This is a genomic window from Effusibacillus pohliae DSM 22757 (assembly GCF_000376225.1).
In the GTDB taxonomy this organism is placed as follows: Bacteria; Bacillota; Bacilli; order Tumebacillales; family Effusibacillaceae; genus Effusibacillus; species Effusibacillus pohliae.
This window is the reverse complement of sequence record NZ_AQXL01000127.1, coordinates 16,772-36,389: the sequence shown is the minus strand read 5'-3', so window position 1 is coordinate 36,389 and position 19,618 is coordinate 16,772. Positions and strand designations below refer to the sequence as shown.

General features: G+C 52.7%; 25 protein-coding genes and 1 pseudogene. 5 read left to right on the top strand and 21 right to left on the bottom strand.

The window, feature by feature from the left end:
- Position 1: 1 nt before the first annotated feature.
- From C230_RS0112700 to C230_RS23140, 3 genes are read right to left on the bottom strand one after another with little or no spacing between them, the layout of a single operon-like run.
- Positions 2–1,201 (bottom strand): ATP-grasp domain-containing protein, encoded by a 1,200-nt coding sequence (locus C230_RS0112700; RefSeq protein WP_026174297.1) that lies wholly within the window; start codon positions 1,199–1,201, stop codon positions 2–4.
- Positions 1,182–1,664, bottom strand: coding sequence for a formylglycine-generating enzyme family protein (locus C230_RS23145; protein ID WP_245533992.1), 483 nt, complete (start codon positions 1,662–1,664; stop codon positions 1,182–1,184). The genes C230_RS0112700 and C230_RS23145 overlap by 20 nt, the downstream gene beginning before the upstream one ends.
- A complete protein-coding gene (locus C230_RS23140; RefSeq protein ID WP_211208027.1) occupies positions 1,636–2,196 on the bottom strand; it encodes a hypothetical protein in 561 nt (186 codons plus the stop codon). Before C230_RS23140 ends, C230_RS23145 begins: the two co-directional genes overlap by 29 nt.
- 430 nt (positions 2,197–2,626) lie before the next feature.
- Between C230_RS23140 and C230_RS23000 the strand changes: the two genes are divergently transcribed.
- The 3 genes and pseudogenes from C230_RS23000 (at position 2,627) to C230_RS22615 (ending at position 4,184) form a co-directional block, all read left to right on the top strand.
- Positions 2,627–2,977, top strand: coding sequence for a hypothetical protein (locus C230_RS23000; RefSeq protein WP_018132419.1), 351 nt, complete (start codon positions 2,627–2,629; stop codon positions 2,975–2,977).
- 205 nt (positions 2,978–3,182) lie between these two features.
- Positions 3,183–3,467: pseudogene (locus C230_RS23990) on the top strand (transposase); the annotation flags it as partial.
- 147 nt (positions 3,468–3,614) lie between these two features.
- Positions 3,615–4,184 carry a hypothetical protein gene (locus tag C230_RS22615; RefSeq protein WP_156807454.1) on the top strand — a complete coding sequence of 190 codons (570 nt, stop codon included), beginning with the start codon at positions 3,615–3,617 and terminating at the stop codon, positions 4,182–4,184.
- Positions 4,185–4,583: 399 nt separating this feature from the next.
- Here the strand turns inward: C230_RS22615 and asnB are convergent, their stop codons facing one another.
- From asnB to C230_RS0112630, 12 genes are all read right to left on the bottom strand, one after another.
- Positions 4,584–6,512, bottom strand: coding sequence for an asparagine synthase (glutamine-hydrolyzing) (gene asnB / locus C230_RS0112685; RefSeq protein WP_018132418.1), 1,929 nt, complete (start codon positions 6,510–6,512; stop codon positions 4,584–4,586).
- 159 nt (positions 6,513–6,671) lie between these two features.
- On the bottom strand, positions 6,672–7,184 hold the full coding sequence (locus C230_RS0112680; RefSeq protein ID WP_018132417.1) for a shikimate kinase: 513 nt from the start codon (positions 7,182–7,184) through the stop codon (positions 6,672–6,674).
- A gap of 32 nt (positions 7,185–7,216) precedes the next feature.
- A complete protein-coding gene (locus C230_RS0112675) occupies positions 7,217–7,705 on the bottom strand; it encodes a hypothetical protein (RefSeq protein WP_018132416.1) in 489 nt (162 codons plus the stop codon).
- Positions 7,698–8,162, bottom strand: a complete 465-nt coding sequence (locus tag C230_RS0112670; RefSeq protein ID WP_169332851.1) for a prepilin-type N-terminal cleavage/methylation domain-containing protein — start codon at positions 8,160–8,162, stop codon at positions 7,698–7,700. The genes C230_RS0112675 and C230_RS0112670 overlap by 8 nt, the downstream gene beginning before the upstream one ends.
- Positions 8,143–8,505 (bottom strand): hypothetical protein, encoded by a 363-nt coding sequence (locus C230_RS0112665; protein ID WP_018132414.1) that lies wholly within the window; start codon positions 8,503–8,505, stop codon positions 8,143–8,145. The genes C230_RS0112670 and C230_RS0112665 overlap by 20 nt, the downstream gene beginning before the upstream one ends.
- Positions 8,502–8,993 carry a GspH/FimT family pseudopilin gene (locus tag C230_RS0112660; RefSeq protein ID WP_018132413.1) on the bottom strand — a complete coding sequence of 164 codons (492 nt, stop codon included), beginning with the start codon at positions 8,991–8,993 and terminating at the stop codon, positions 8,502–8,504. The genes C230_RS0112665 and C230_RS0112660 overlap by 4 nt, the downstream gene beginning before the upstream one ends.
- Entirely contained in the window at positions 8,938–9,282 is a 345-nt protein-coding gene (locus tag C230_RS0112655) for a competence type IV pilus major pilin ComGC (RefSeq protein WP_018132412.1), read from the bottom strand. Before C230_RS0112655 ends, C230_RS0112660 begins: the two co-directional genes overlap by 56 nt.
- 174 nt (positions 9,283–9,456) lie before the next feature.
- On the bottom strand, positions 9,457–10,440 hold the full coding sequence (locus tag C230_RS0112650; RefSeq protein WP_083910576.1) for a type II secretion system F family protein: 984 nt from the start codon (positions 10,438–10,440) through the stop codon (positions 9,457–9,459).
- Positions 10,395–11,531 carry a GspE/PulE family protein gene (locus tag C230_RS20325; protein WP_169332850.1) on the bottom strand — a complete coding sequence of 379 codons (1,137 nt, stop codon included), beginning with the start codon at positions 11,529–11,531 and terminating at the stop codon, positions 10,395–10,397. The genes C230_RS0112650 and C230_RS20325 overlap by 46 nt, the downstream gene beginning before the upstream one ends.
- A 313-nt stretch (positions 11,532–11,844) precedes the next feature.
- Entirely contained in the window at positions 11,845–12,306 is a 462-nt protein-coding gene (locus C230_RS0112640; RefSeq protein WP_169332849.1) for a Mov34/MPN/PAD-1 family protein, read from the bottom strand.
- Positions 12,257–13,543 (bottom strand): GTPase ObgE, encoded by a 1,287-nt coding sequence (gene obgE, locus C230_RS0112635; protein ID WP_018132408.1) that lies wholly within the window; start codon positions 13,541–13,543, stop codon positions 12,257–12,259. The genes C230_RS0112640 and obgE overlap by 50 nt, the downstream gene beginning before the upstream one ends.
- A complete protein-coding gene (locus C230_RS0112630) occupies positions 13,533–14,312 on the bottom strand; it encodes a Spo0B domain-containing protein (RefSeq protein WP_018132407.1) in 780 nt (259 codons plus the stop codon). Before C230_RS0112630 ends, obgE begins: the two co-directional genes overlap by 11 nt.
- Positions 14,313–14,429: 117 nt before the next feature.
- On the opposite strand from C230_RS0112630, the gene C230_RS22050 reads away from it, so the two are divergent.
- Positions 14,430–14,690, top strand: coding sequence for a GntR family transcriptional regulator (locus C230_RS22050; RefSeq protein WP_083910574.1), 261 nt, complete (start codon positions 14,430–14,432; stop codon positions 14,688–14,690).
- A 187-nt stretch (positions 14,691–14,877) separates the two neighbouring features.
- On the opposite strand, the gene rpmA is transcribed toward C230_RS22050, so the two are convergent.
- From rpmA to rplU, 3 genes are read right to left on the bottom strand one after another with little or no spacing between them, the layout of a single operon-like run.
- On the bottom strand, positions 14,878–15,174 hold the full coding sequence (gene rpmA, locus C230_RS0112625) for a 50S ribosomal protein L27 (RefSeq protein ID WP_018132406.1): 297 nt from the start codon (positions 15,172–15,174) through the stop codon (positions 14,878–14,880).
- Between the two features lie 26 nt (positions 15,175–15,200).
- Positions 15,201–15,539, bottom strand: a complete 339-nt coding sequence (locus tag C230_RS0112620) for a ribosomal-processing cysteine protease Prp (protein WP_018132405.1) — start codon at positions 15,537–15,539, stop codon at positions 15,201–15,203.
- On the bottom strand, positions 15,539–15,850 hold the full coding sequence (gene rplU, locus C230_RS0112615) for a 50S ribosomal protein L21 (protein WP_018132404.1): 312 nt from the start codon (positions 15,848–15,850) through the stop codon (positions 15,539–15,541). Before rplU ends, C230_RS0112620 begins: the two co-directional genes overlap by 1 nt.
- A gap of 389 nt (positions 15,851–16,239) precedes the next feature.
- On the opposite strand from rplU, the gene C230_RS0112610 reads away from it, so the two are divergent.
- On the top strand, positions 16,240–16,599 hold the full coding sequence (locus tag C230_RS0112610) for a VOC family protein (protein WP_018132403.1): 360 nt from the start codon (positions 16,240–16,242) through the stop codon (positions 16,597–16,599).
- A 296-nt stretch (positions 16,600–16,895) separates the two neighbouring features.
- Here the strand turns inward: C230_RS0112610 and pyrE are convergent, their stop codons facing one another.
- The 3 genes from pyrE to C230_RS0112595 form a co-directional block, all read right to left on the bottom strand.
- On the bottom strand, positions 16,896–17,543 hold the full coding sequence (gene pyrE, locus C230_RS0112605) for an orotate phosphoribosyltransferase (protein ID WP_018132402.1): 648 nt from the start codon (positions 17,541–17,543) through the stop codon (positions 16,896–16,898).
- 50 nt (positions 17,544–17,593) lie between these two features.
- Positions 17,594–18,331 (bottom strand): orotidine-5'-phosphate decarboxylase, encoded by a 738-nt coding sequence (gene pyrF / locus C230_RS0112600; RefSeq protein ID WP_018132401.1) that lies wholly within the window; start codon positions 18,329–18,331, stop codon positions 17,594–17,596.
- 120 nt (positions 18,332–18,451) lie between these two features.
- Positions 18,452–19,543, bottom strand: a complete 1,092-nt coding sequence (locus C230_RS0112595; protein ID WP_018132400.1) for a quinone-dependent dihydroorotate dehydrogenase — start codon at positions 19,541–19,543, stop codon at positions 18,452–18,454.
- Between the last annotated feature and the right edge of the window lie 75 nt (positions 19,544–19,618).

Sequence of the window (19,618 nt, the reverse complement as noted above, 5' to 3'; positions counted from 1 at the left end):
CTTAGGATCTACTCGTAATAATTTTAATTTTGCTACCCAACTTTTTCGCTGCTTCGATTGCTTCTTCAGTTGTAGCGCCGGTACATATCACATGTCCCAATCGATGGGACGAATTCTTCCATACTTCGACTTTATCCCCTACTTTGCATCGAATGGAAAAATCAAATACAGACCTATCTCTATGGACTTCCTCGACTCCCAAAATTTCCTTAACGGTTCCGGGTTCTGACTGAATGAAATAGATGGCCGCCCCTCCTTTTCCATCTTTAGGTACATAATTTTCATCAAACAGTTTTTTTACTGTCATCTCAAAAATATCGATCCCTAGCGCCCCCTCAAGCATGTGATAAATACGACCGCCCGGCCGAATCTGTGACTCTATAATTTTGACTCCGTCTTCTGTCACCGTTACTTCAGTATGGGCAGGCCCAAAAGTTAGCCCGACACAATTCAGAAAATCTTTCACCGCTTCTTGTATCTTTTCCTGAAGTTCTATAGGTGTAACACTAGGTAAAGAGTGAAAGGTTCCTACAAAGTGTGGTGGCCCTGTATTGGACTTGTCTGTAACCGCCAGTATCTCATGATCACCTTTGTATGTGAAAGACTCAACACTAAATTCAATTCCATTTATATATTTTTCAGCCAATATTCTTGCTTCACTTTCACTAATACTGTATTGAAATGCATTATCAATTTCATCAGGAGAATTTACTAATATAACCCCCCTACTACCAAAACCGATTAATGGTTTTAATACAATCGAAGAATTTACCTGCTCAAAAAACTCTCTTACCTCCTGTGGATTCTTACAAAGAGAATACGGTACGTTAATACGAGGATTCGCGTCCAAAGACCGCCTCATAATGTACTTATTGCAAGTTTTTTGTACCGACTTCAGTTCAATCCCAGGAATGTTCAGGTAATCTGCTATCGTAGCCGCCGGGATAAGACCCTGATCTGAAAATGAGAGGACTCCGTCAAAAGGATCCACTTGATGTAAGGCTTCTACTTTATTTATTAACTCTGATAATTTCGATAAATCGTGAATCAATACTTGGTCAGATAATTTAATTCCTTCGATCCCGAATTTTAGTTCCTCAACACAGGAAACGAGTGTGGTCCGATAATGTAAAGAGTATTTTCTTTGAGCATTCGGAAAACTTCCTACCAACAAAATGTGTTTAATTGTTTTCTCCCTCATGTACATCCTCCGCCAATCGAAATCCCACGGCATAGATATCGCGCGGAAATCTTCCGTGTCTTCGCTTACAGCGTGCCAAATCTCTAAGCCGAGTAAAACTACCACCTCTCGCAACACGATAGGCCCCTTGTGAATGAGATAAATCATCTTCAACGGTTTTTCCACCAGGATATGGGCCATAGTTGTCCGCTACATATTCTTCTACATTCCCAGCCATATCTGCCACCCCAAAGCGAGAGTATCCTTTCGGAAAAATACCAACAGGGGTACTAATAAGTAATCCACTCTCTACAGTATTTGCATGATCATCCAAAAATTCATTCCCCCACGGGAACTCCAATCGCTCCGGCCCGGCCGCCGCGTATTCCCATTCGTATTCTGACGGCAACCGGAATTTCCGACCGGTTCGTCGAGAAAGCCATCTTATATACGCATCAGCTGTTTTCGCTGAAATCGTATACACCGGATGATTTAGAAAATTCAAAGGGGTAGCGTCCAAATTTCCAAAAGCTAGGTATTTCGTTGTCCGGATTATCACGCAAAAATGCAAGATACTCGAAGTTCGTTACAGGATATTTGGCTATTTTGAATGTTGAAATTTCCACTTCAAAGGCAGGAGTTTCCTTTTCAATCCATTCAGCTATAATACCATTCTCCTCATATTGCTGGGTAATCTCATTGACCCTCTCGGGTTCCAATCCAATTTTTGCTTTGGAACCGGGAATAGTGATCATGGTAGGATTTAAAACATCTATTCTTGGATCACCTAATAAACCAAGGATTAATCCGGCAGTATAACGGATTTCCAAAGAAAAATCCTTTCCCTCAACAATCTCTACTAATTCTCGTATATCTTTTTCTCTTAGTACAGAAAAAACTTCCTGAACACCTTCAATTCGACATGAAATATAGTGTTCAGGTAACCCCATGGCTGCACGATCACTTAATTCATTCAACCGACCTTTAAATGGAACAAGTGAAATCAGATTCCACACAATCTTCACACTCCTTTTTGTAAAATACGTGATATCTCGACCGTCTCATTAATAAAGAGCAAATGATGTGGTTATGCCCTCTACTCAGGATCCTCTTCCAAATACGAACTTACGTGTTGTATATTGAATTTAAACAAACATATGTTCTGGTATCAAGAAGATAGCTAAAGCAGAGCCGATGTCTTTGATTGAATTCCAACAGAGGTTTCATAACGAAGAAGGTTGCCTATTTTATTTGAGCATCGTTGATCTGATGGAATTCGTTTCCTGTCTGCTACTATGACTAACATTACCTCATTCAGAAGTGTTTGTCAACTTCAAAATCAAATGTATAAAACCTATCAATCAAGTCAAACTTCAAGAAAAAAATTTGATATAGATAAGCAGGACAAGTACGTGAAGAAATTGATAACCAATACCCTACATCCTGTTGTTTCTTTATGCGGCGCTACAAAAACGGAAAGGGATTCAAGCGATCACCGATGACCTGGTGCAAGAAGAGTTTCAACAGGCTTTGGGATTGGAGTCGATCAGCGACGCCCCACTCTCCCGCAAACATAGGCAAGTGGATCCTGCATGGTTGGCTGGTATTTTCTATGATCTGGCAGCGTTAGTGCATATTTGGTCGAAACCCTTCGGCCTGCGGCACAGCCTCAAAAACGTGGACTCCACAACCATCAGTCTCTGCTTGCAGAAATACAAATGGGCCACCTTCCGGGAAACCAAAGCCGGAATCAAAATGAATCTGCGGCTTGTATTTGCCAGTCAGGATGTCGATTGATGTTGGCTTTCCTACCTGTTCAACCACTCCGAACGGGAATTGTATCAGCTGCTGCCCATGCATGCAGGCTATTTGTGGTTCTTGGGACAGGATTTCGAATCCGTCCTGCGACCCCATCCATCGCGGCCGACTTTGCCGGATCGGACCACTCTGGTCAAGACCCGGAAATTGTGGCGAAAACACGGCGTTTTTAAGACGCTGAACACTGGAAGAGATCCCGACCTGGAAACGTCAAACGAACGATCTGGAGAAAAAACGCAAGCGGCTGGCCAAAATTCAGGGAGTCCAGATTCGAAACAAAGCCAAGCAAATTCAACTCCGGGGTTCCTACCGTCATCTGCAAAAGTTGCGGACGAAATGCGAGCATGTGTTTGCTGAAGGCAAAGTCGCGCATGGTCTGGATCGCGCACGGAGTCGCGGACTGGACTGCATGCAGGAGCAGGCGTTGCTGACAGCGATCGTCCAAAATTTGAAAAGACTATGCCTGTACGTGCCCGTCAGCGGCAAAATTCGACACTTTCAAAGCATAGATACTAACCAATACCGATCGTATACTTGAATAAAAATTCAGGTTCAACCTAAATTTTTATTTATAGACACTTTCATAGTTGTGGGATAACATGAAGATGTGAAAAGTATGCCATTGTTTGTCGCCATGGTCCTTTTGCTAAACATTTCGGTCAGTTTTGCAGCCGAAGGATCAACAAAAACTCTGGATCCAGGCAGTGGTGGTACAGCGGCATATTATCCTAACGGCTCCCCTGTAGTGATAGGGGAAATGTTGGTGACAAACAGCACTTCAAGCGCTGGATTAACCGGACATTCTGGCATAGTAACCTCAAATTTTAAAGTTGCCCATATCGCAGGATATGGCTATCATCCAGAAGAATTGACACTAGATCAATGGTTTGCAAGGTACCCAAATACAAAAAGAGTGCGAAATAACACGACCTCTACTGCATTGTATATCGGGCGTTGGGCAGCCTCCTACGTTTCTCAATATCCTTATGCGAATTATGGGTTAGCTACCAAGCTGCAAGGGATGGACCCCACCTATTGTTCTAAAATTGTTTGGCAATCATATTACTATGGATCTGGTGTTGCGTTCCTGGGTTATAGACCGGATAGCACCGCGATTTTTGCTCCTTACGACATTCTTAGACTCTCGAATACTACCACACAGCTTGTTTCCGGAAGCGACTTTTAGATCCCGAACATTTTATCATCCCCCGCTTTTTGCGAAAATTTCGGGGGAAATTTATAATACAATTGGAAAGTGTGATGGGAATGGATCTGATAGCGTCGATTGTGATTCTCATTTCGATATTCTGTTTGGCTGTCGTAATTCGCATGAAATCCACCGCTACTTCCACAAAAACAATTATATAAATTGTTATTCTGTTTAAAAACATTGTCGAAATCAACCACAAAACATACCGGATTGTGATCGTTTGCCGAAAGGACCTGCTGCCATGGGTTCCGTTTGAAAAATGAGAGATCAGCCAGATTAACAAAGAGCAGTGATTGCACATCAGAAGGCGCTTTCCGTCAACCGTCACCTGATTTCAAGAATAAAGCTCAGCCGACATTGGCTGAGCTTTATGTTTCAATCGGTGGCTCCGACCAGTTGCTTGCCTCTCGACCGGCGCAGCTGCACATTCGGGCTGACTTCGCTGTTGATCCGCACCGACTGTTCCACATATACCTGGTGCCACAGCATAAAAATCAAAACGGTCCACACTTTGCGGGAGTTGTCCCGCACGTTGTTTTTATGGTCGTCAAGCAATTGCAACACGAATCGCTTGTTGATCAAGTGATCCACCGGGCTTGCGTCAATCACGTCGCGAGCCCAGCCGTAGAACTCATTTTTCAGCCATTTGCGGGTCGGAACCGGGAATCCGAGCTTCGGACGCTCCGCCACTTCCCGCGGCAGAATGTCCTTCACCGCTTCCCGCAGCACATACTTGGTGGTGCCGTTCATCATCCGATACTTCATCGGAATCTTTGAAGCGAATTCGAATACTTCCTTGTCCAGAAAAGGAACCCGCAACTCCAGCGAATTCGCCATCGTCATCTTGTCCGCTTTCATCAGGATGTCGCCGGTCAACCAGGTGTGAAAATCGACAAATTGCATCTTCGTCACATCGTCGTAATGTTTGGCCCGGTCGTAGTAGACGCGTGTGATGTCCATCGGCCGCCGCAGCCCCAGTTGGTCCGGGTCAAACCGCACAAACTGTTCTTTCTGTTCCTCGTCAAAAATAAACGCGTTGCCGACAAACCGTTCCTCAACCGATTTCGAGCCGCGCATCAGGAACGAGCGCCCTTTGATTCCCTCCGGCCAGCGTTTGGCAAATTCCCCCAGCGAGCGACGCATGGACGGCGGCAGGTATTCAAACATGCGAAGCGACAGCGGCTCCCGGTAAATCGTATAGCCGCCGAACACTTCATCCGCTCCCTCGCCGGAGAGCACCACCGTGATATATTGCGACGCCAATTCCGCTACAAAATACAACGCGATCGCCGCCGGGTCGGCGACAGGTTCATCCTGGTAATGCATCAGCTTTGGCAGCACATCGAGATATTCTTTTGCGCTGATCACCGTATCGCGGTGTTCTGTTCCAAGAATCCGGGCTGTCTCGCGCGCATACTCGATCTCGCTTTGTCCGCCCGCCCCTTGGAACCCGACCGTAAACGTTTTGACCTGCTCCAGTTCTTTTAACAACGCCACAATGGTGCTGGAGTCGACACCGCTCGACAAAAAGGCGCCGCGCGGCACGTCGGAATTCATGTGCGCTTTCACCGAGTTGCGGAGGATCTCCCGCGTCCCCTCGACGTAGTAGGCAAGCGGCCGCTCCCCTTCCTCAAACTTCACTTCCCAGTAGCGGTTGAGCGACAGCTTCCCGTCTTTGATGATCATATAGTGGGCGGCCGGCAGCTTATAGATTCCCTTGAACATCGTCAGCGGATCGGGCGCATACTGAAACGTCAGATAGTTCCAGAACGATTCCAGATTGACTTCCCGCTGCACGCCCGGCACCGCAAGCAGACTCTTGATCTCGGAAGCGAAAGTGATCGTGTCTTCCGTCTCCGTATAATACACCGGTTTGATGCCGAAATGATCGCGGGCGACCAGCAGCCGATTTTCCCGCGCGTCCCATATCGCAAACCCGAACATGCCCCGCAGATCTTTCACGCAATCGGGCCCTTTTTCCTCATAGAGATGGACGATTACTTCCGTGTCTGATTCCGTTGCAAACTTATGCCCGCGGTCGATCAACCAACGGCGGATTTCCTTGTAGTTGTAAATCTCGCCGTTAAATACGATCCAGACCGAACCGTCCTCATTCGACAGTGGTTGATGACCACCCTCCAGGTCGATGATTGACAACCGGCGGAACCCGAGTCCTACGTGTTTGTCAATATGAACGCCCGTATCGTCCGGTCCTCGATGCACGATCAGATCGGTCATCCGTTCCAGGACCGTTGGATCCACAGGCCGACCGTCTTTGGTCACCATGCCACAAATTCCGCACATGTAAAAAGCCTCGCTTTCTGTTGGTACAAACTAGTTCTAGTGTATCGGGTTTGTCGAATGCCGTCAACGCGCGGAAAAACACGCTTCCAAGCACAAACGCCGTGTGATTCCTGCAGGAAGGCGCGGCTTCTTCCCCTGCCTGCCGAAACCTGGGGACGCTTAAAGCACCCGCGGAAACGACGGGTGCCAAAGTATCTCCCTGACAATCTCCGCCACATCCCGGTCTGTTGTGTCGATCACGATATCCGCATCATTGTACAGACCGTTCCGTTCCTGTAAGAGACGGTCGATTCGCTGGTCCAATTCGCCGCCGGTCAGAAGCGGTCGGCCAGCTTGTTGCGACACCCGGTTTTTGATCGCCTGTTTGTCGGCCGTCAGCGAAATCACGCAACCGGTCTGCCGCATCCGTTCACGGTTGACAGGACGCAGCACGATGCCGCCGCCAGTTGTCACAAGCAGCCGGTGGCAGCCGGCAAGTTCCTCAAGAAGCTCAGACTCCCGTTTGCGAAAATAATCCTCCCCATTTTCCGCAAACATGTCTGCAATTGAACGCCCTTCCCTTTTTTCCAGTTCCTGGTCCATATCGATCCACGCCCAGCCGATTCGCGACGCCAGCGCTTGGCCTACGGTCGTTTTGCCTGTTCCCATAAATCCGATTACATAAATGTTCACGAGCGGACACCTCTTTGCATTATCCTACCATATTACTCCGCCCATTTGACAATTTTCTTTTGCTGCAAATCGTAGACAACCCGTATTTTGTGTTTCGCACGAGGCGGGATACCGGCATCTGAATGGATCGTCACAAATCGCGGTGCTGTCTGCTGAGTCAAGCCGATCCGGCTGTCCGCCAGGCCGCCGTCCTCGATGCGGACGGTGAAAGTTCCCGCACCGAACGGAACCGCCTGCCAGCCGTTCCGCCAGTTTGGCTCCGCATCTAACCTTGCGATCGCGCGAACAATTCCGGCTTCCGAAATATATCGAACTTGCGCTGACTGCAGGGAAGCAAGGGTTGACCGGTAGCCGGCGGCAGCCAATCCGAACAGCCCGGCCAGCAGAATCGTTCCGATCAGCAGCAACATGCAGGTCAAAAACAGGGTGCCGCCCCGCTCTTTTTTGTGCTTGACCGGGCTGGCGGGCCGCTGCGCCGAAGATGCCCGCTGCCCCGTTTGATTGGCAAGCGGCTCACTCATGTTGCCACCTTCTCATCGACAAAATGGCCGCTTGTTCCCATGTCATACCGGCCCGCTCAATGGTCAGAAAGACCTCGATGCCGCCTGTTCCTGTACTGCTGACTGCCCATTTTTTCACCCCGGTTGCAGCGACCGACGCTCCACCACCGTTCACCGTCCTGATTAAATTTCCCCGGTTCGATACGGCATACCGGATTCGCTCATCCTTGTCGTTGCGCAGTACCAGCTCACCGCCAACGGCCAAGATTTCCGCTCCGGTCCGTACATCCTCACCCAAAATGCGGAAAGCCGCATCGATTTCCGTCCGCATCATGACGTGATTTTCCACAACTTGAGCGGATCGCTGCCAGTGGTACAACCAGCCGGTTACCGCCAGCAGCAGTAAGGACAGCACAAACAGCCCTACCACCGTCTCGGTGAGTGTCATCCCTCTTTGATCAGGGAACCAGCGACTCATACACGACTTCATGGTCTTCGCCCCTCTCGCGGAAAAATACGCTGACCCGCAAACGAGTACCCGCCGTGTCCGGCGAGCGCTCCGCCCGTATCGTAAACTCCCCCGCTTCCGCCGTCACCGACCAGCTACCGGGGCGGGCCGAACCTGCATAGGCCCGTTCGATTTCGTCTGCTGCCAGTTGGGACGCGCGGGTTATTTTGGCGGCAAGCCGTTCTATGCTTTGGATGTCAGACCAGAGCGGAACTATAACAACCAATACAACCGACAGCACGAACACGGATGTAACCGACTCCAGCAGCGAAAATCCCGCTTCCGGCTGGGGTGGCCAGAGCAGCCGGTTCATTCGCTTCCCTCCTTCAATTGCATCTGCCCCGTATGCAGGTACAGAACCAGCCGAATTTCTTTGCCGTGCAGGTTGCGAAGCACGACCGAGCCTCCGCCGAGCGGATGCCCTTTTCCGTTAAATCCCAACGCGGGCCGATTGAAAGCCGTTTTGTACTCGGCAATTCGGATTCCCTTTGGCAATGTGACCGATTTTCGAAGCGCCGGCCCTGCCAAAACTTCATATCCGTCTCCCCCAATAAACTGCACCGACCAGGTTTCATTCAACAGGTCAGCGCGTGACCGACATTCCATAAGGTCCGCGTACAATTGATTGGCCGCGGATTTCAGGTTCCGATAATCGACCGTCTGTTGATATGCGGGCAAAGCGATCGCCAGCAGCACGGAGAGACAGAGCAAAACAAGCAGCAGTTCAAGCAGGCTGAAGCCGGTATCAATTCCCGCTTGTTTCCACTGTATGCTTGGAGCAGGTGACGACCGCTTGATCATTGGATACGGTAAGCTTATAGACGCCCCCTATCGGGCAGACGGGGACAGATTGCAGATAGCGCTTGCTTGTCAAATCTTCCAGCCCGCTTGGCCACTCGTGCTCCGCCAGATAATAATGTTCCATCTGGGAACGGATCAATTTTTGGTTGCTTTCACACGCGATGGTTTGCGCTTTCTCCCCGGCGGATCTCAGATGCGGCAGGGAAATGGCGATGATCACGGAAATCACGAACAAAGAGATCACCAGTTCCACCAGTGTAAATCCTGTTTCGCGTGAAGCCCGTTGCATACAATCACACCTTTCTGGAGATTTCCAACGATTGCTTGAAAAAAATCGGAGGTCGGCGGATCGAACAAAGGGGAAACGCGGAGAAACAAACGGGGAAGCGGCAAAATCGCACTCGTTGGGAGGAAAAGGAGCAGCAGCCATGGATGGCAACATTCACAACAAGCGAAGGTCGTATCAAATGGATTGCACCATTTGCAGCATCGGCAGGACGACCGCCAGCACCAGGAAACAGACGAATGCCCCCAAACCGATGATGACCATCGGCTCCACAAGCTGCACAATGCGTTGCAACAAACGCTGCAAGTCGCCTTCAAATTCCTTCGCCGCAAAGCGGCAAACACCAGCCAGATCGCCGCTCGCTTCCGCCGCCCGAACGGCATGCACGAGCATCGGATCCACCCGCTGGGCGCGCAGCGCTTCCGTCAGCGTGTCTCCCGACAAAATGCGCTCTTTCACTTGCCGGATCAGCTTCCGTTCCCATGAAAAATAGGCAGTCTGTTCACATGTTTCCAGTGCCCGGAGCAGCGGAGCTCCGCTAGCAGTGAGGACGGCGATCGAGTCGGCCAGCCGAAAGGAGGTCCAGATTCGCCACACCCGCTTGAGTCCCGGGATGGCAAACATCACCGCTGAGGCCTTCGGATAGCGGGATGCGGCCAATTTTTTGAGCAGAAACGGCAGACAGGAAAACGACAAGACACCCAACAGGATCGAAGGAAACGTTTCGCGAAGTCGAGCGGAAACCGCAAACAGTATCTGTGTTTCGGGAGGAAGGGCAAATCCAAGATCGAGGTACATCGATTCGAAGCGGGGAAGAATCTGATAAAGGACAAAAATCGTCACAGCCAACATCAAAACCGCCACGATGACGGGGTAAATCAATGACTGAATCAGTTTCTGCCTCCATTCAAACCGGTGCTGATAATGTTCGCCCAGGCGGCTGAACGCATCCGCCAGATCGCCGGTTTCTTCGCCAACCCGCACTATCGCCGGCACGAACGGGTGGAATTGGGCCTGCCGGAACAGAGCGGACAGCGATTGTCCCGCCTCGATGCCGGCAATCAATCGGGTGATCGTCGGAACGTCTTGCTTGGGCGCCTGTTCATGCACCAGCATCAGGCTCGTGTGGAGAGTGAGACCGCTTCGCAGCAGTCCGGCCATTCGTGTACAAAATCGGGCGAGTTTGCGATCGCTTGTCCATCGCCCGCGGAATCGAGCCACCGGAGATCACCTCCAAACAGTTTGACATATTCCCCAACCGCCACCTCCCCTTGCAAAATCAGGGTTCGCAGCGATACGTCCAACCGGCCGTTCGTCGTTAGGAAGGGTCTTTGTGTCGGACAGGCCCCGGCCCGCAACCACTCCCGAACCTCCTCCGTCACCGGCAGCAGGTCGAAAATCGCCCTGCGTCCGCCGTTTCGGCGCTTGACCAACCGCTGGTTCAACACGCCCTTGACCGCCGCGCCCACAAGATAGCTTTCCACTCCCAGATCGACCAGGCGAATCAGGGCTCCCTCGGTGCTGTCAGTATGCAACGTCGTCAGCACCAGATGCCCGGTGAGAGCGGCCCGCACGGCGATTTCTGCCGTCTCCCGGTCGCGAATTTCCCCGACCATGATCACATCCGGGTCTTGCCGCAGAATCGAACGCAACCCTTTTCCGAAAGTAAATCCGGCCCGCTCATTGATTTGCACTTGGCTGATACCGGCAATCCGGCTTTCCACCGGATCTTCCAGGGTCACGATATTGAGCGGCTGCCCCCGTAAAAAGCGCAGTGCGGCGAATAAGGTCGTCGATTTTCCAGAGCCGGTCGGACCGGAGGCAATGATCATGCCCCGCAATCGATTCAGCATCGCTTGAAAATCGCTCAGCATCTGTTCCTCCATGCCCAACTGTCGCAGGTCCTCCATCTGTGTCGCGTGGCGCAGCAGGCGCAACACCAATTTTTCTCCTTCGACGGTCGGCAGGGTAGCCACCCGGATATCCAACGGTCCTTCCTCTGTTTCCATCTGAAAACTGCCGTCTTGCGGCAGCCTTCGTTCGGCGATGTCCATCTCCGCCAGTACCTTGATCCGCTGCACGGCGCTCGCTTCGCATGGCGGCAAATCCGGTGCCTGCCGCAAATCTCCGTCCTTTCGAAACCGCACCTGATACTGCCCGCCGACCGGTTCGATATGAATATCGCTGGCGCCCTTCCGAACAGCAACCGCGATCACATGCTCCACCCAATCGGGGCTTGCCGGCGGTGTCATCGTGTCACCCCCTTTTTCAAAAAAATTCGACACATACATCTTATTCGCTAGTACACCAATATCTCCTTCCGATTCTTTCGAAAAAAATTTTCGACAAACGATAGCGAAGATAGGTTTTGCGTATGAAAGAAAGTCGGGGTCGCCGGCGTTGAAGTGTGGGAACGCGACGATCTGATTCGGGAATTGGCTAAAATCGGCAGGGCGGAACTGAAAACTGTAAAGCCGCCACACAGCAGCTTGCGAATTGTTATCGAATCCCCCTGCCTTTTGCCAGGGGGATGAGAGACAGGATTTTGATGACGCTGATAGCGGTTCAATGCATAATCTGAACGGGGCAGCGTTCCAATCGCTCCCCCCTTTTTCGATAGAGGCGCACCTGCGGCCAATTCGGGTTGTGAAAAGACACGATCAACATATAAGCATCCGGCCAGGCAAATCCCGCCATATCTTCGGCCGAAGGCTCCGGCGGAGAGGCAGGGTGGGAATGCACGATCGCCAGAATCCGCTCGCCCGTCTGTTCCAACGCATGCACAAGCGAGACCCATTCTTGCGGGGATAGGCGAAAATGGGTCTCGTCATGCGCCACATTTTGCAGCTTCCGGTAACGGACAGCAGTCCCGGAGCCGAGCAGAACGCCGACTCCCTCCCGCGGCAGTTCGCTTTTCAAATGATCGAGCAACTGATCCCACACACGCTGCGGAATTTGCACCTGCCAGCCGCCCGCCTTACTCGACAAAATCGAACTCGAAATCGGCGATCCGCACGGTCGAACCATCGACCGCTCCCCGCTTGCGCAGCGCATCGTCAACGCCCATTTGCTTCATGATGCGTTGGAACCGTTTGACCGAGTCGTATTGGTCAAAGTTGGTCATTTTCACCAGCTTCTCGATTTTCGGTGAATGCACGACGAATACTTCGTTGTCCCGTGTGATCGTGAACGTGTCCTCCTCGTCCTCCAGTCGATAGACCTTGTGCTCGGCAGCCTCGACATCGTCCAATGCGGTTTCTTCTACATGCGGCAGCGTATCCAACAGGTCGGCGATCGCGTACAAAAGCTGCTGCACCCCTTCTTTGGTGATGCCGGAAACGGGATACAACGGAATGTCAGGATCGAGCTTGCGCTTGAACTCTGTGAGATTTTCTTCCGCCCCTGGCAGGTCCATCTTGTTGGCAGCCACGATCATTGGCCGGGCGGCCAATTTTTCGTTATACAGTTTCAGTTCCTCGTTGATCTTCAGAAAGTCTTCCCACGGATCGCGCCCTTCCGTACCGGCAATGTCCACCACATGCACGATCACCTTGGTCCTTTCCACGTGCCGCAGGAACTGGTGGCCCAAACCGTGCCCCTCATGCGCTCCCTCGATCAGTCCGGGCAGATCGGCCAGCACGAAGCTGCGGCCGTCACCCACGTCGACCACGCCGAGATTGGGGGACAGGGTGGTGAAATGGTACGCCCCGATTTTCGGTCTGGCGGCGGAAACGACCGACAGCAAGGTGGATTTGCCGACACTGGGAAAACCCACCAACCCTACATCGGCGATCATCTTCAGCTCCAGTTGGATCCACCTTTCCTCGCCCGGTTCCCCCTTTTCGGCGATTTCCGGCGCTTTGTTTGCAGGTGTGGCAAACCGGGTGTTGCCCCGTCCGCCGCGTCCGCCGCGGGCGACAACCAGTCGTTGCCCGTGCCGGGTCAAATCGCCCAGGAATTCGCCCGTTTCCGCATCCGTTACGGTGGTGCCGGGCGGGACTTTGACCAGCAGATCTTTCGCGTTCGCACCGTGCTGATTTTTTGGTTTGCCGTATTCGCCCCGCGGCGCCTTGAAATGCCGCTGGTATTTGAAGTCGAGTAAGGTGCGCAGTCCTTCGTCGACGACCAGCACGACATCGCCGCCCTTACCGCCGTCGCCGCCGGCCGGTCCGCCTTCCGGCACGTATTTCTCGCGGCGGAACGAGACGATGCCGTTGCCGCCGTCACCGCCTTTCACATAGATTTTTGCAACATCAACAAACATCCCGATTCACCTGACTTCCGAATGACAATATGTATGCTTCACCGTCCTGCTCGCGTTTTTGCAGGTCCCAGTTTTTCGCCGCAAGCTGTTCAATTACGTCCTGGATATATATATCATTCACATGTTCCCCCAAAACGCGCAGGGTTATTGCAAACGACTGGGGCCGGTTGTGCAGCTCCAGTTTCCATTCCGCCTCAACCCCCAATTCCTGCGACAGCGTTTCGCCTGCATCGGCTACCTCCATCACGACCGCCAAAATTTTGTCTTCCAGCCGTTCGTCCCACTCGCCGCCCGGTTCGGCAAGCTCCACCTGCAAGCGCAGCAACGGTGACAATAAATCCCGTTCGATCAAGGCATACGCCAGCTTCGTGCCGGGCAGATTCGAGAGCGCGCTATGCCTTTGCGCATCGGAAATCAGCTTTTGCACCGGGTGTTGCAAGCGGTCAAATTTTTCCATTTGCAGGTAGCCTTTCACCAACTGAATCTGGTTCATTACATCGTGCCGGTATTGGGACATCATGCGCAATGACTCGAGCCGCATGTGATTGTCCCGCTGGTTGAACTCCCGTTGCAGCAGCAAAGGCAGCAACCAGCCGCTGCAAACGGCAGCCGCCAGCAATCCGGCGCCACCCGCCCCCACCATCCAAGAGCGCGTTTCCCCCATCGATGAGCCGGCCAGCATCGCGGTACCGCCAACAGCCTGTACCACCGCCAGCCATCGGAGAGCGAGTTTCGTCGTAGAAGTCCATTTGCCTTGAGCCGGCTTCATCCAGTTCCTCCTCTCTCCCCTTACGATAACCGCTCATCCGTACATGTCAAGACCGAACTCGTGTCCCCACGTTTTTTTCGAAAATACCGGGTGCAACAGCGTTGAAAGAAGCGAAACATGGAACAGGTTCGACAATCGTTGCCGGAACAAAATCAAGAACGGATCGCTGCACAAATGTTTGAGGGCAAACTGGAGCCGGGTACCCGATTGAAAGAAGAGTCGCTGGCAGACGAATTTGGAACAAGCCGGGCTCCCATCCGCGAGACCTTATACATTTTGAAATCTCGCTGCCGCTGTCCGACCATGGAGAAAACGCTTTATATTAATAGTAGACGAGATGGAGAAAGCAGTCAAAACGAAAGATTTCAACCGCCATGAGGAGCTGAACATGCACGATGATCATATTCCTGCAAGTCCCGCTCGCCGCGTTCCGGCATCGCGGGATTTCCGCCGTCCGTTCCCTCGTTTTCCATGCTTCATTCTTTATTCGCCACGCCAGACAGGCGGACGTTTTTCCAAAAAAAGCCCGGCCATCACGATGGCCGGGCTTCGCTTGCTTTGTCTGTTACGCCTGTGCAGCCTGTTCAACCGGATACACAGACACTTTTTTCTTGTCGCGGCCCAAACGTTCGAACGCCACGCGGCCGTCCACCAATGCGAACAGGGTGTCGTCGCCGCCCCGGCCGACATTGGTACCCGGATAAATCTTGGTGCCACGCTGACGAACGAGGATGCTGCCGGCGGTCACAACTTGACCGTCCTGACGCTTCACGCCCAGACGCTTGGAAATCGAGTCACGTCCGTTCTTGGAGCTACCTACCCCTTTTTTCGACGCGAACTGTTGCAGATTCAGCTTCAGCATTGTGTGCACCTCCTTTGTGTGAAACATCAACTGTCTATCGAATTCCGATCGAAAACGCTCACATGTTGCGGATATTCATCCGCAAGGGCACGCAAGCCGTACACCATGCTTTCCAACAGCAACTGCACCTGGCCGGAAACCGGTTCGGATAACACGGGAACATGACATTCCACAAGCCCGTCGCGGCTGACAGCGGGCATCTTGACACCCAACAGCGCCTCGATGCTGTTCACGCCGTTTTGCACCAGTACCGATACAGCGGCGCATACGATATCTTCACCGACATCGGCAAATCCGGCATGTCCGTCGACGCGGAAGGCCTCAATGCGGCCTTGCCGGTCTCGTTCCACCTTGACCCTGATCATCACGCGTTGATCTTTTCGATTTGAACTTTGGTGTACGGTTGGCGATGGCCCTGCTTCTTGCGGGCATTCTTCTTCGCCTTGTACTTGAAAACGATGATTTTCTTCGCTTTGCCGTGTGCCAGAACCTTGGCCGCAACCGATGCGCCGACCACGGTCGGAGCCCCGATCACCACGCCGTCTTCCTTGCCGACCAGCAGAACCTTGTCAAAGTTGACCGTTTCGCCTTCTTCGACAGGCAATTTTTCGATGTAGAGGACATCGCCCTCTTGCACTTTGTACTGCTTGCCGCCTGTTTCCACAATCGCGTACATGCTGCGCACCTCCTTCATTCAGACTCGCTCGCAACAAGGCACCCATTCATCCTCAACGTAATCGGTTCCGTTTGTGAAAATGGGATTTCGGAGCCCGTGCCATGCGGTTGCAATGAGCATAGCGATGTACGCTCACTACTCACCGCCCTATGGTACCACACTTGAAACCTGCATGTCAATGAATTGGCAGCCCCAGGGCTGCGGAGGGGCGGATTTTTGTATCCGGTCCCACACATCGGCAGGAAAATGGTAGAATATACATGGGCATGTGGGAATTTCTCAATCTGTGGAATGGATAAGTTTTCAGCCCCCGGCTGAACGGGGGATGCTTTGGTATTTTCACGGACTTGGGGGAGACAATCGGCCGGTCCGGTACGGAGGTTGCGAGAATGAAACATTCCGAGCCTGAAATCAAAGGGCTGCACGCAGTGGTTTTGATCGTCAAGGATTTGCAAAAGCAAAAGCGCTTCTACCAGGAGGTGCTCAATCTGCAACTCGAAGCGGATTACGGTGACGCCGTATTTTTCCGATGCGGCAACCAGAAAATCGCTTTGTTTGCCCACAGCCACCATCCGGAAGGCAGCAAACGGTTGGCGGGGGCCGAAAAAGGCATTTCCCATCTGGAGTTTCGCATCAAACGGGAAGACCGCGAGCACTGGGACCGGAAACTGCGGGAAGTCGGATTTCATGCGTATGGGGACAACTACGAAGATGAAGACGGAAATTTGTTCCATTTTGTGTACGAGTGATCGGAGGAAGAAGTCTGACAGGCTGGATGTGTGCAACTTGCGGCACACAATTTGCACCACAGCCAGAGCGTCGGACGGCTCTCCGATCTGTCGGGATGAGCGGCAGTTTGTCGGGCGCCAAGGCCAGCAGTGGACGAATCTGTACAAACTGCAGCAGGACGGGTACAGGACCGTCAGCGCCTTCCACATGAAAACGGAGTGCACACCGCAATGGGATCCCACTGCAATGGCTGCACTCCGTTTTTTCTTACGACAGCCGGGATGTTGCCCGCTTGCCGGTTGCCAATCAGCCTGCACTACACCTGCCAATGTTCCGGATCTTTCCGCCACGCTTCCAGAAACGCGACTTCCTGTTCAGAGATATAACCGTTGGCCAGGGCGGTTTTCAGCAATACATCGTACGAGGTCAGGGTGCGCATCGGGATCCCGGCTTGCGCAAAGGTGCGGGCCGCTTTTTCAAATCCGTAAGTAAAAATCGCCGCCACGCCGACCACCGTTCCTCCCGCCTCTTGCACCGCTTTCGCCGCCTTGATGGACGAGCCGCCGGTGGAAATCAGATCCTCGATCACCACCACCCGCTGCCCGAGCTGGATGATTCCCTCGATCATGTTTTCTTTCCCGTGGCCTTTGGCACTGGAACGGATGTAGGCCATCGGCAGCGACAATTTTTGCGCGACAAACGCCGCATGCGGGATACCGGCCGTCGCTGTGCCGGCCACCACATCCACCTGCCCCCACTCCCGATTAATGAGATCGGCAAACCCTTGCGCGATGAAATCTCTCACTTGCGGATACGACATCGTCAGCCGGTTGTCACAATAAATGGGAGATTTGATTCCGGATGTCCACGTAAACGGCTGCTGCGGCCGCAGCGCCACCGCATTGATTTGCAGCAGCATCCGGGCGATTGTCCAGGCGAAATCGGATTCAGCAAATTGCGTCATACGGGAAGGTTCCTCCTTTCGCTTGCTTCTTGCTTGCTTCCAACTACTCCTCATGCTGGCAGCGCTGCTGCCATCTCCTCGAGGATTCGCAGCGCGGCATCCCGTGGATCGGCCGCGTGCGTGATCGGCCGCCCGACCACCAGCTTGTGTGCTCCCGCCGCCAACGCAGTCGCCGGAGTCAGCACGCGTTTTTGGTCATTGGCTGCCGCCCACGCGGGGCGAATGCCGGGAATGACCGTCACAAACCGGTCGCCGCACGCTTCCCGGATCGCCGCCACCTCGTGTCCGGAAGCGACGACACCGTCCAGTCCGGCCGCTTGCGCCAGCTTTGCATACCGGATCACCGTCTCTTCCACCGTACCCGGTATCCCGATCTGTTCGTTCATCATCCGCTGATCGGTGCTGGTCAGCTGGGTGACCGCAATCACCAGCGGCGCGGGAATCCCCAGACTTTCGGCTGTGGTGGTCGCCGCTTCTTTTGCCCGTTTCATCATTTCCACGCCGCCTGCCGCATGCACGTTGACCATCGATACGCCAAGCGAGGCGGCGGAGCTTGTCGCGCCCGCAACCGTATTCGGAATATCGTGGAATTTCAAGTCGAGAAAAATATTACATCCTGCCGCATGCAGCCGCTCCACCACAGCCGGACCGACCTTGTAAAACAGCTGCATGCCTACCTTGTAGGAACGAATCGCATCCCCCAGCCGGTCGACCAGGCGCAGCGCCTCATCCAAACTGTCGAAATCAAGCGCCACATACAGCCGGTCTGCTACATCTTTTGTCCGCAACCCGCAACGCCCCCTCTATGCTGTTGAAACTTCAACCGCCAAACTGTTGCATCTATACCAAAAAGAAAACCGGAAAAAATGGGTGGCGCCCATGTGACTGCGTACCGGATCGGGATGCGACTATTTGCGCGCATCTACACCAACCGCCTGTGTAATATTCGTAAACCCATCCCGCTTCATTAACTCCAGCAAACGTTTGTTGATCGCCTTCACAATACCCGGTCCTTCAAAGATCATACCCGTGTATACTTGCACAAGGCTCGCCCCGGCACGAATCTTTTCATAGGCATCATCACCTGTAAAAATACCACCCACTCCAATGATCGGTACTTGTCCGTCGACAAAACGGTAAATGTTCCGAATCCATTCAGTTGATCGCTTCGTCAGCGGCCGTCCGCTCAATCCGCCGGTCTGTTCTGCAAAATCTTTCGCTTTTAAGCCTTCCCTGGACAGCGTCGTGTTCGTCGCAATAATGCCTGATATTCCTTCCGCAACTGCAACTTGCACGACATCTCGCATGTGCTCTTTTGCCATATCGGGAGCAACCTTCAGAAGAACGGGTTTTGGCTCTGCACCATTTTTCTCCAGTTCACTTGCTTTTGTCCGGATGGCCCGCAATAGCCGGCGCAAGTTGTCCGTTTCCTGCAAATCTCGCAAATTCGGCGTGTTCGGCGAGCTGACATTGATGACAAAATAATGCCCATAGGAGTAAAGCGCATCCAGGCATTTCTCATAATCACCCGCCGCATCTTCATTCGCCGTTACTTTATTTTTCCCGATGTTGATCCCAATCGGAATCCCCGTCTGCCGATAGCTCGCCAGATGTTTCGCGACTTCTGCCGCGCCGTGGTTGTTAAAGCCCATCCGGTTGATAACGGCTTGATCCTGTACGGAGCGAAACAGACGCGGCTTTTCATTCCCCGGTTGTCCGACAGGCGTAACGGTTCCCACTTCGATAAAGCCAAAACCGATTGCCGCCAGGGCGTGGTACACTTCCGCATTTTTGTCAAATCCGGCAGCAAGACCAACGGGATTGGGGAAATGAATTCCCCATACATGACAGTGCAAACGCGCATCATCAATCCGGTACATCATTCGTAAGAAAGCTTTGCCGCCGGCAACTTTGTCAGCTAATTTCAAGGCAGATAGGGTGCGCTCATGGGCCACTTCCGGATCCAGTGCAAACAAATGCTTCTTAATGAGCTGATACATCAATGGTTTCTCCTAACAGGGTCCCCGCCAACGCGGCCGGGCATTTTGCCTGAGCGAGCCCAAACCGTCATGGGA

Bases quoted from the DNA above. Each gene is read 5' to 3' on its own strand.
- C230_RS0112700 (WP_026174297.1), bottom strand. From the start codon at position 1,201: ATGAGGGAGAAAACAATTAAACACATTTTGTTGGTAGGAAGTTTTCCG.
- C230_RS0112620 (WP_018132405.1), bottom strand. From the start codon at position 15,539: ATGATCAGGGTCAAGGTGGAACGAGACCGGCAAGGCCGCATTGAGGCC.
- C230_RS22615 (WP_156807454.1), top strand. From the start codon at position 3,615: ATGCCATTGTTTGTCGCCATGGTCCTTTTGCTAAACATTTCGGTCAGT.
- pyrE (WP_018132402.1), bottom strand. From the start codon at position 17,543: ATGACGCAATTTGCTGAATCCGATTTCGCCTGGACAATCGCCCGGATG.
- obgE (WP_018132408.1), bottom strand. From the start codon at position 13,543: ATGTTTGTTGATGTTGCAAAAATCTATGTGAAAGGCGGTGACGGCGGC.
- C230_RS0112660 (WP_018132413.1), bottom strand. From the start codon at position 8,993: ATGATCAAGCGGTCGTCACCTGCTCCAAGCATACAGTGGAAACAAGCG.
- C230_RS0112675 (WP_018132416.1), bottom strand. From the start codon at position 7,705: ATGAGTGAGCCGCTTGCCAATCAAACGGGGCAGCGGGCATCTTCGGCG.
- C230_RS0112655 (WP_018132412.1), bottom strand. From the start codon at position 9,282: ATGCAACGGGCTTCACGCGAAACAGGATTTACACTGGTGGAACTGGTG.
- C230_RS0112610 (WP_018132403.1), top strand. From the start codon at position 16,240: ATGAAACATTCCGAGCCTGAAATCAAAGGGCTGCACGCAGTGGTTTTG.
- C230_RS0112630 (WP_018132407.1), bottom strand. From the start codon at position 14,312: ATGAAGCCGGCTCAAGGCAAATGGACTTCTACGACGAAACTCGCTCTC.
- C230_RS0112665 (WP_018132414.1), bottom strand. From the start codon at position 8,505: ATGAACCGGCTGCTCTGGCCACCCCAGCCGGAAGCGGGATTTTCGCTG.
- rpmA (WP_018132406.1), bottom strand. From the start codon at position 15,174: ATGCTGAAGCTGAATCTGCAACAGTTCGCGTCGAAAAAAGGGGTAGGT.
- C230_RS22050 (WP_083910574.1), top strand. From the start codon at position 14,430: ATGGAACAGGTTCGACAATCGTTGCCGGAACAAAATCAAGAACGGATC.
- rplU (WP_018132404.1), bottom strand. From the start codon at position 15,850: ATGTACGCGATTGTGGAAACAGGCGGCAAGCAGTACAAAGTGCAAGAG.
- C230_RS0112670 (WP_169332851.1), bottom strand. From the start codon at position 8,162: ATGAGTCGCTGGTTCCCTGATCAAAGAGGGATGACACTCACCGAGACG.
- C230_RS0112640 (WP_169332849.1), bottom strand. From the start codon at position 12,306: ATGGTTCGACCGTGCGGATCGCCGATTTCGAGTTCGATTTTGTCGAGT.
- C230_RS20325 (WP_169332850.1), bottom strand. From the start codon at position 11,531: ATGACACCGCCGGCAAGCCCCGATTGGGTGGAGCATGTGATCGCGGTT.
- C230_RS0112650 (WP_083910576.1), bottom strand. From the start codon at position 10,440: ATGGCCGGACTGCTGCGAAGCGGTCTCACTCTCCACACGAGCCTGATG.
- C230_RS0112595 (WP_018132400.1), bottom strand. From the start codon at position 19,543: ATGTATCAGCTCATTAAGAAGCATTTGTTTGCACTGGATCCGGAAGTG.
- asnB (WP_018132418.1), bottom strand. From the start codon at position 6,512: ATGTGCGGAATTTGTGGCATGGTGACCAAAGACGGTCGGCCTGTGGAT.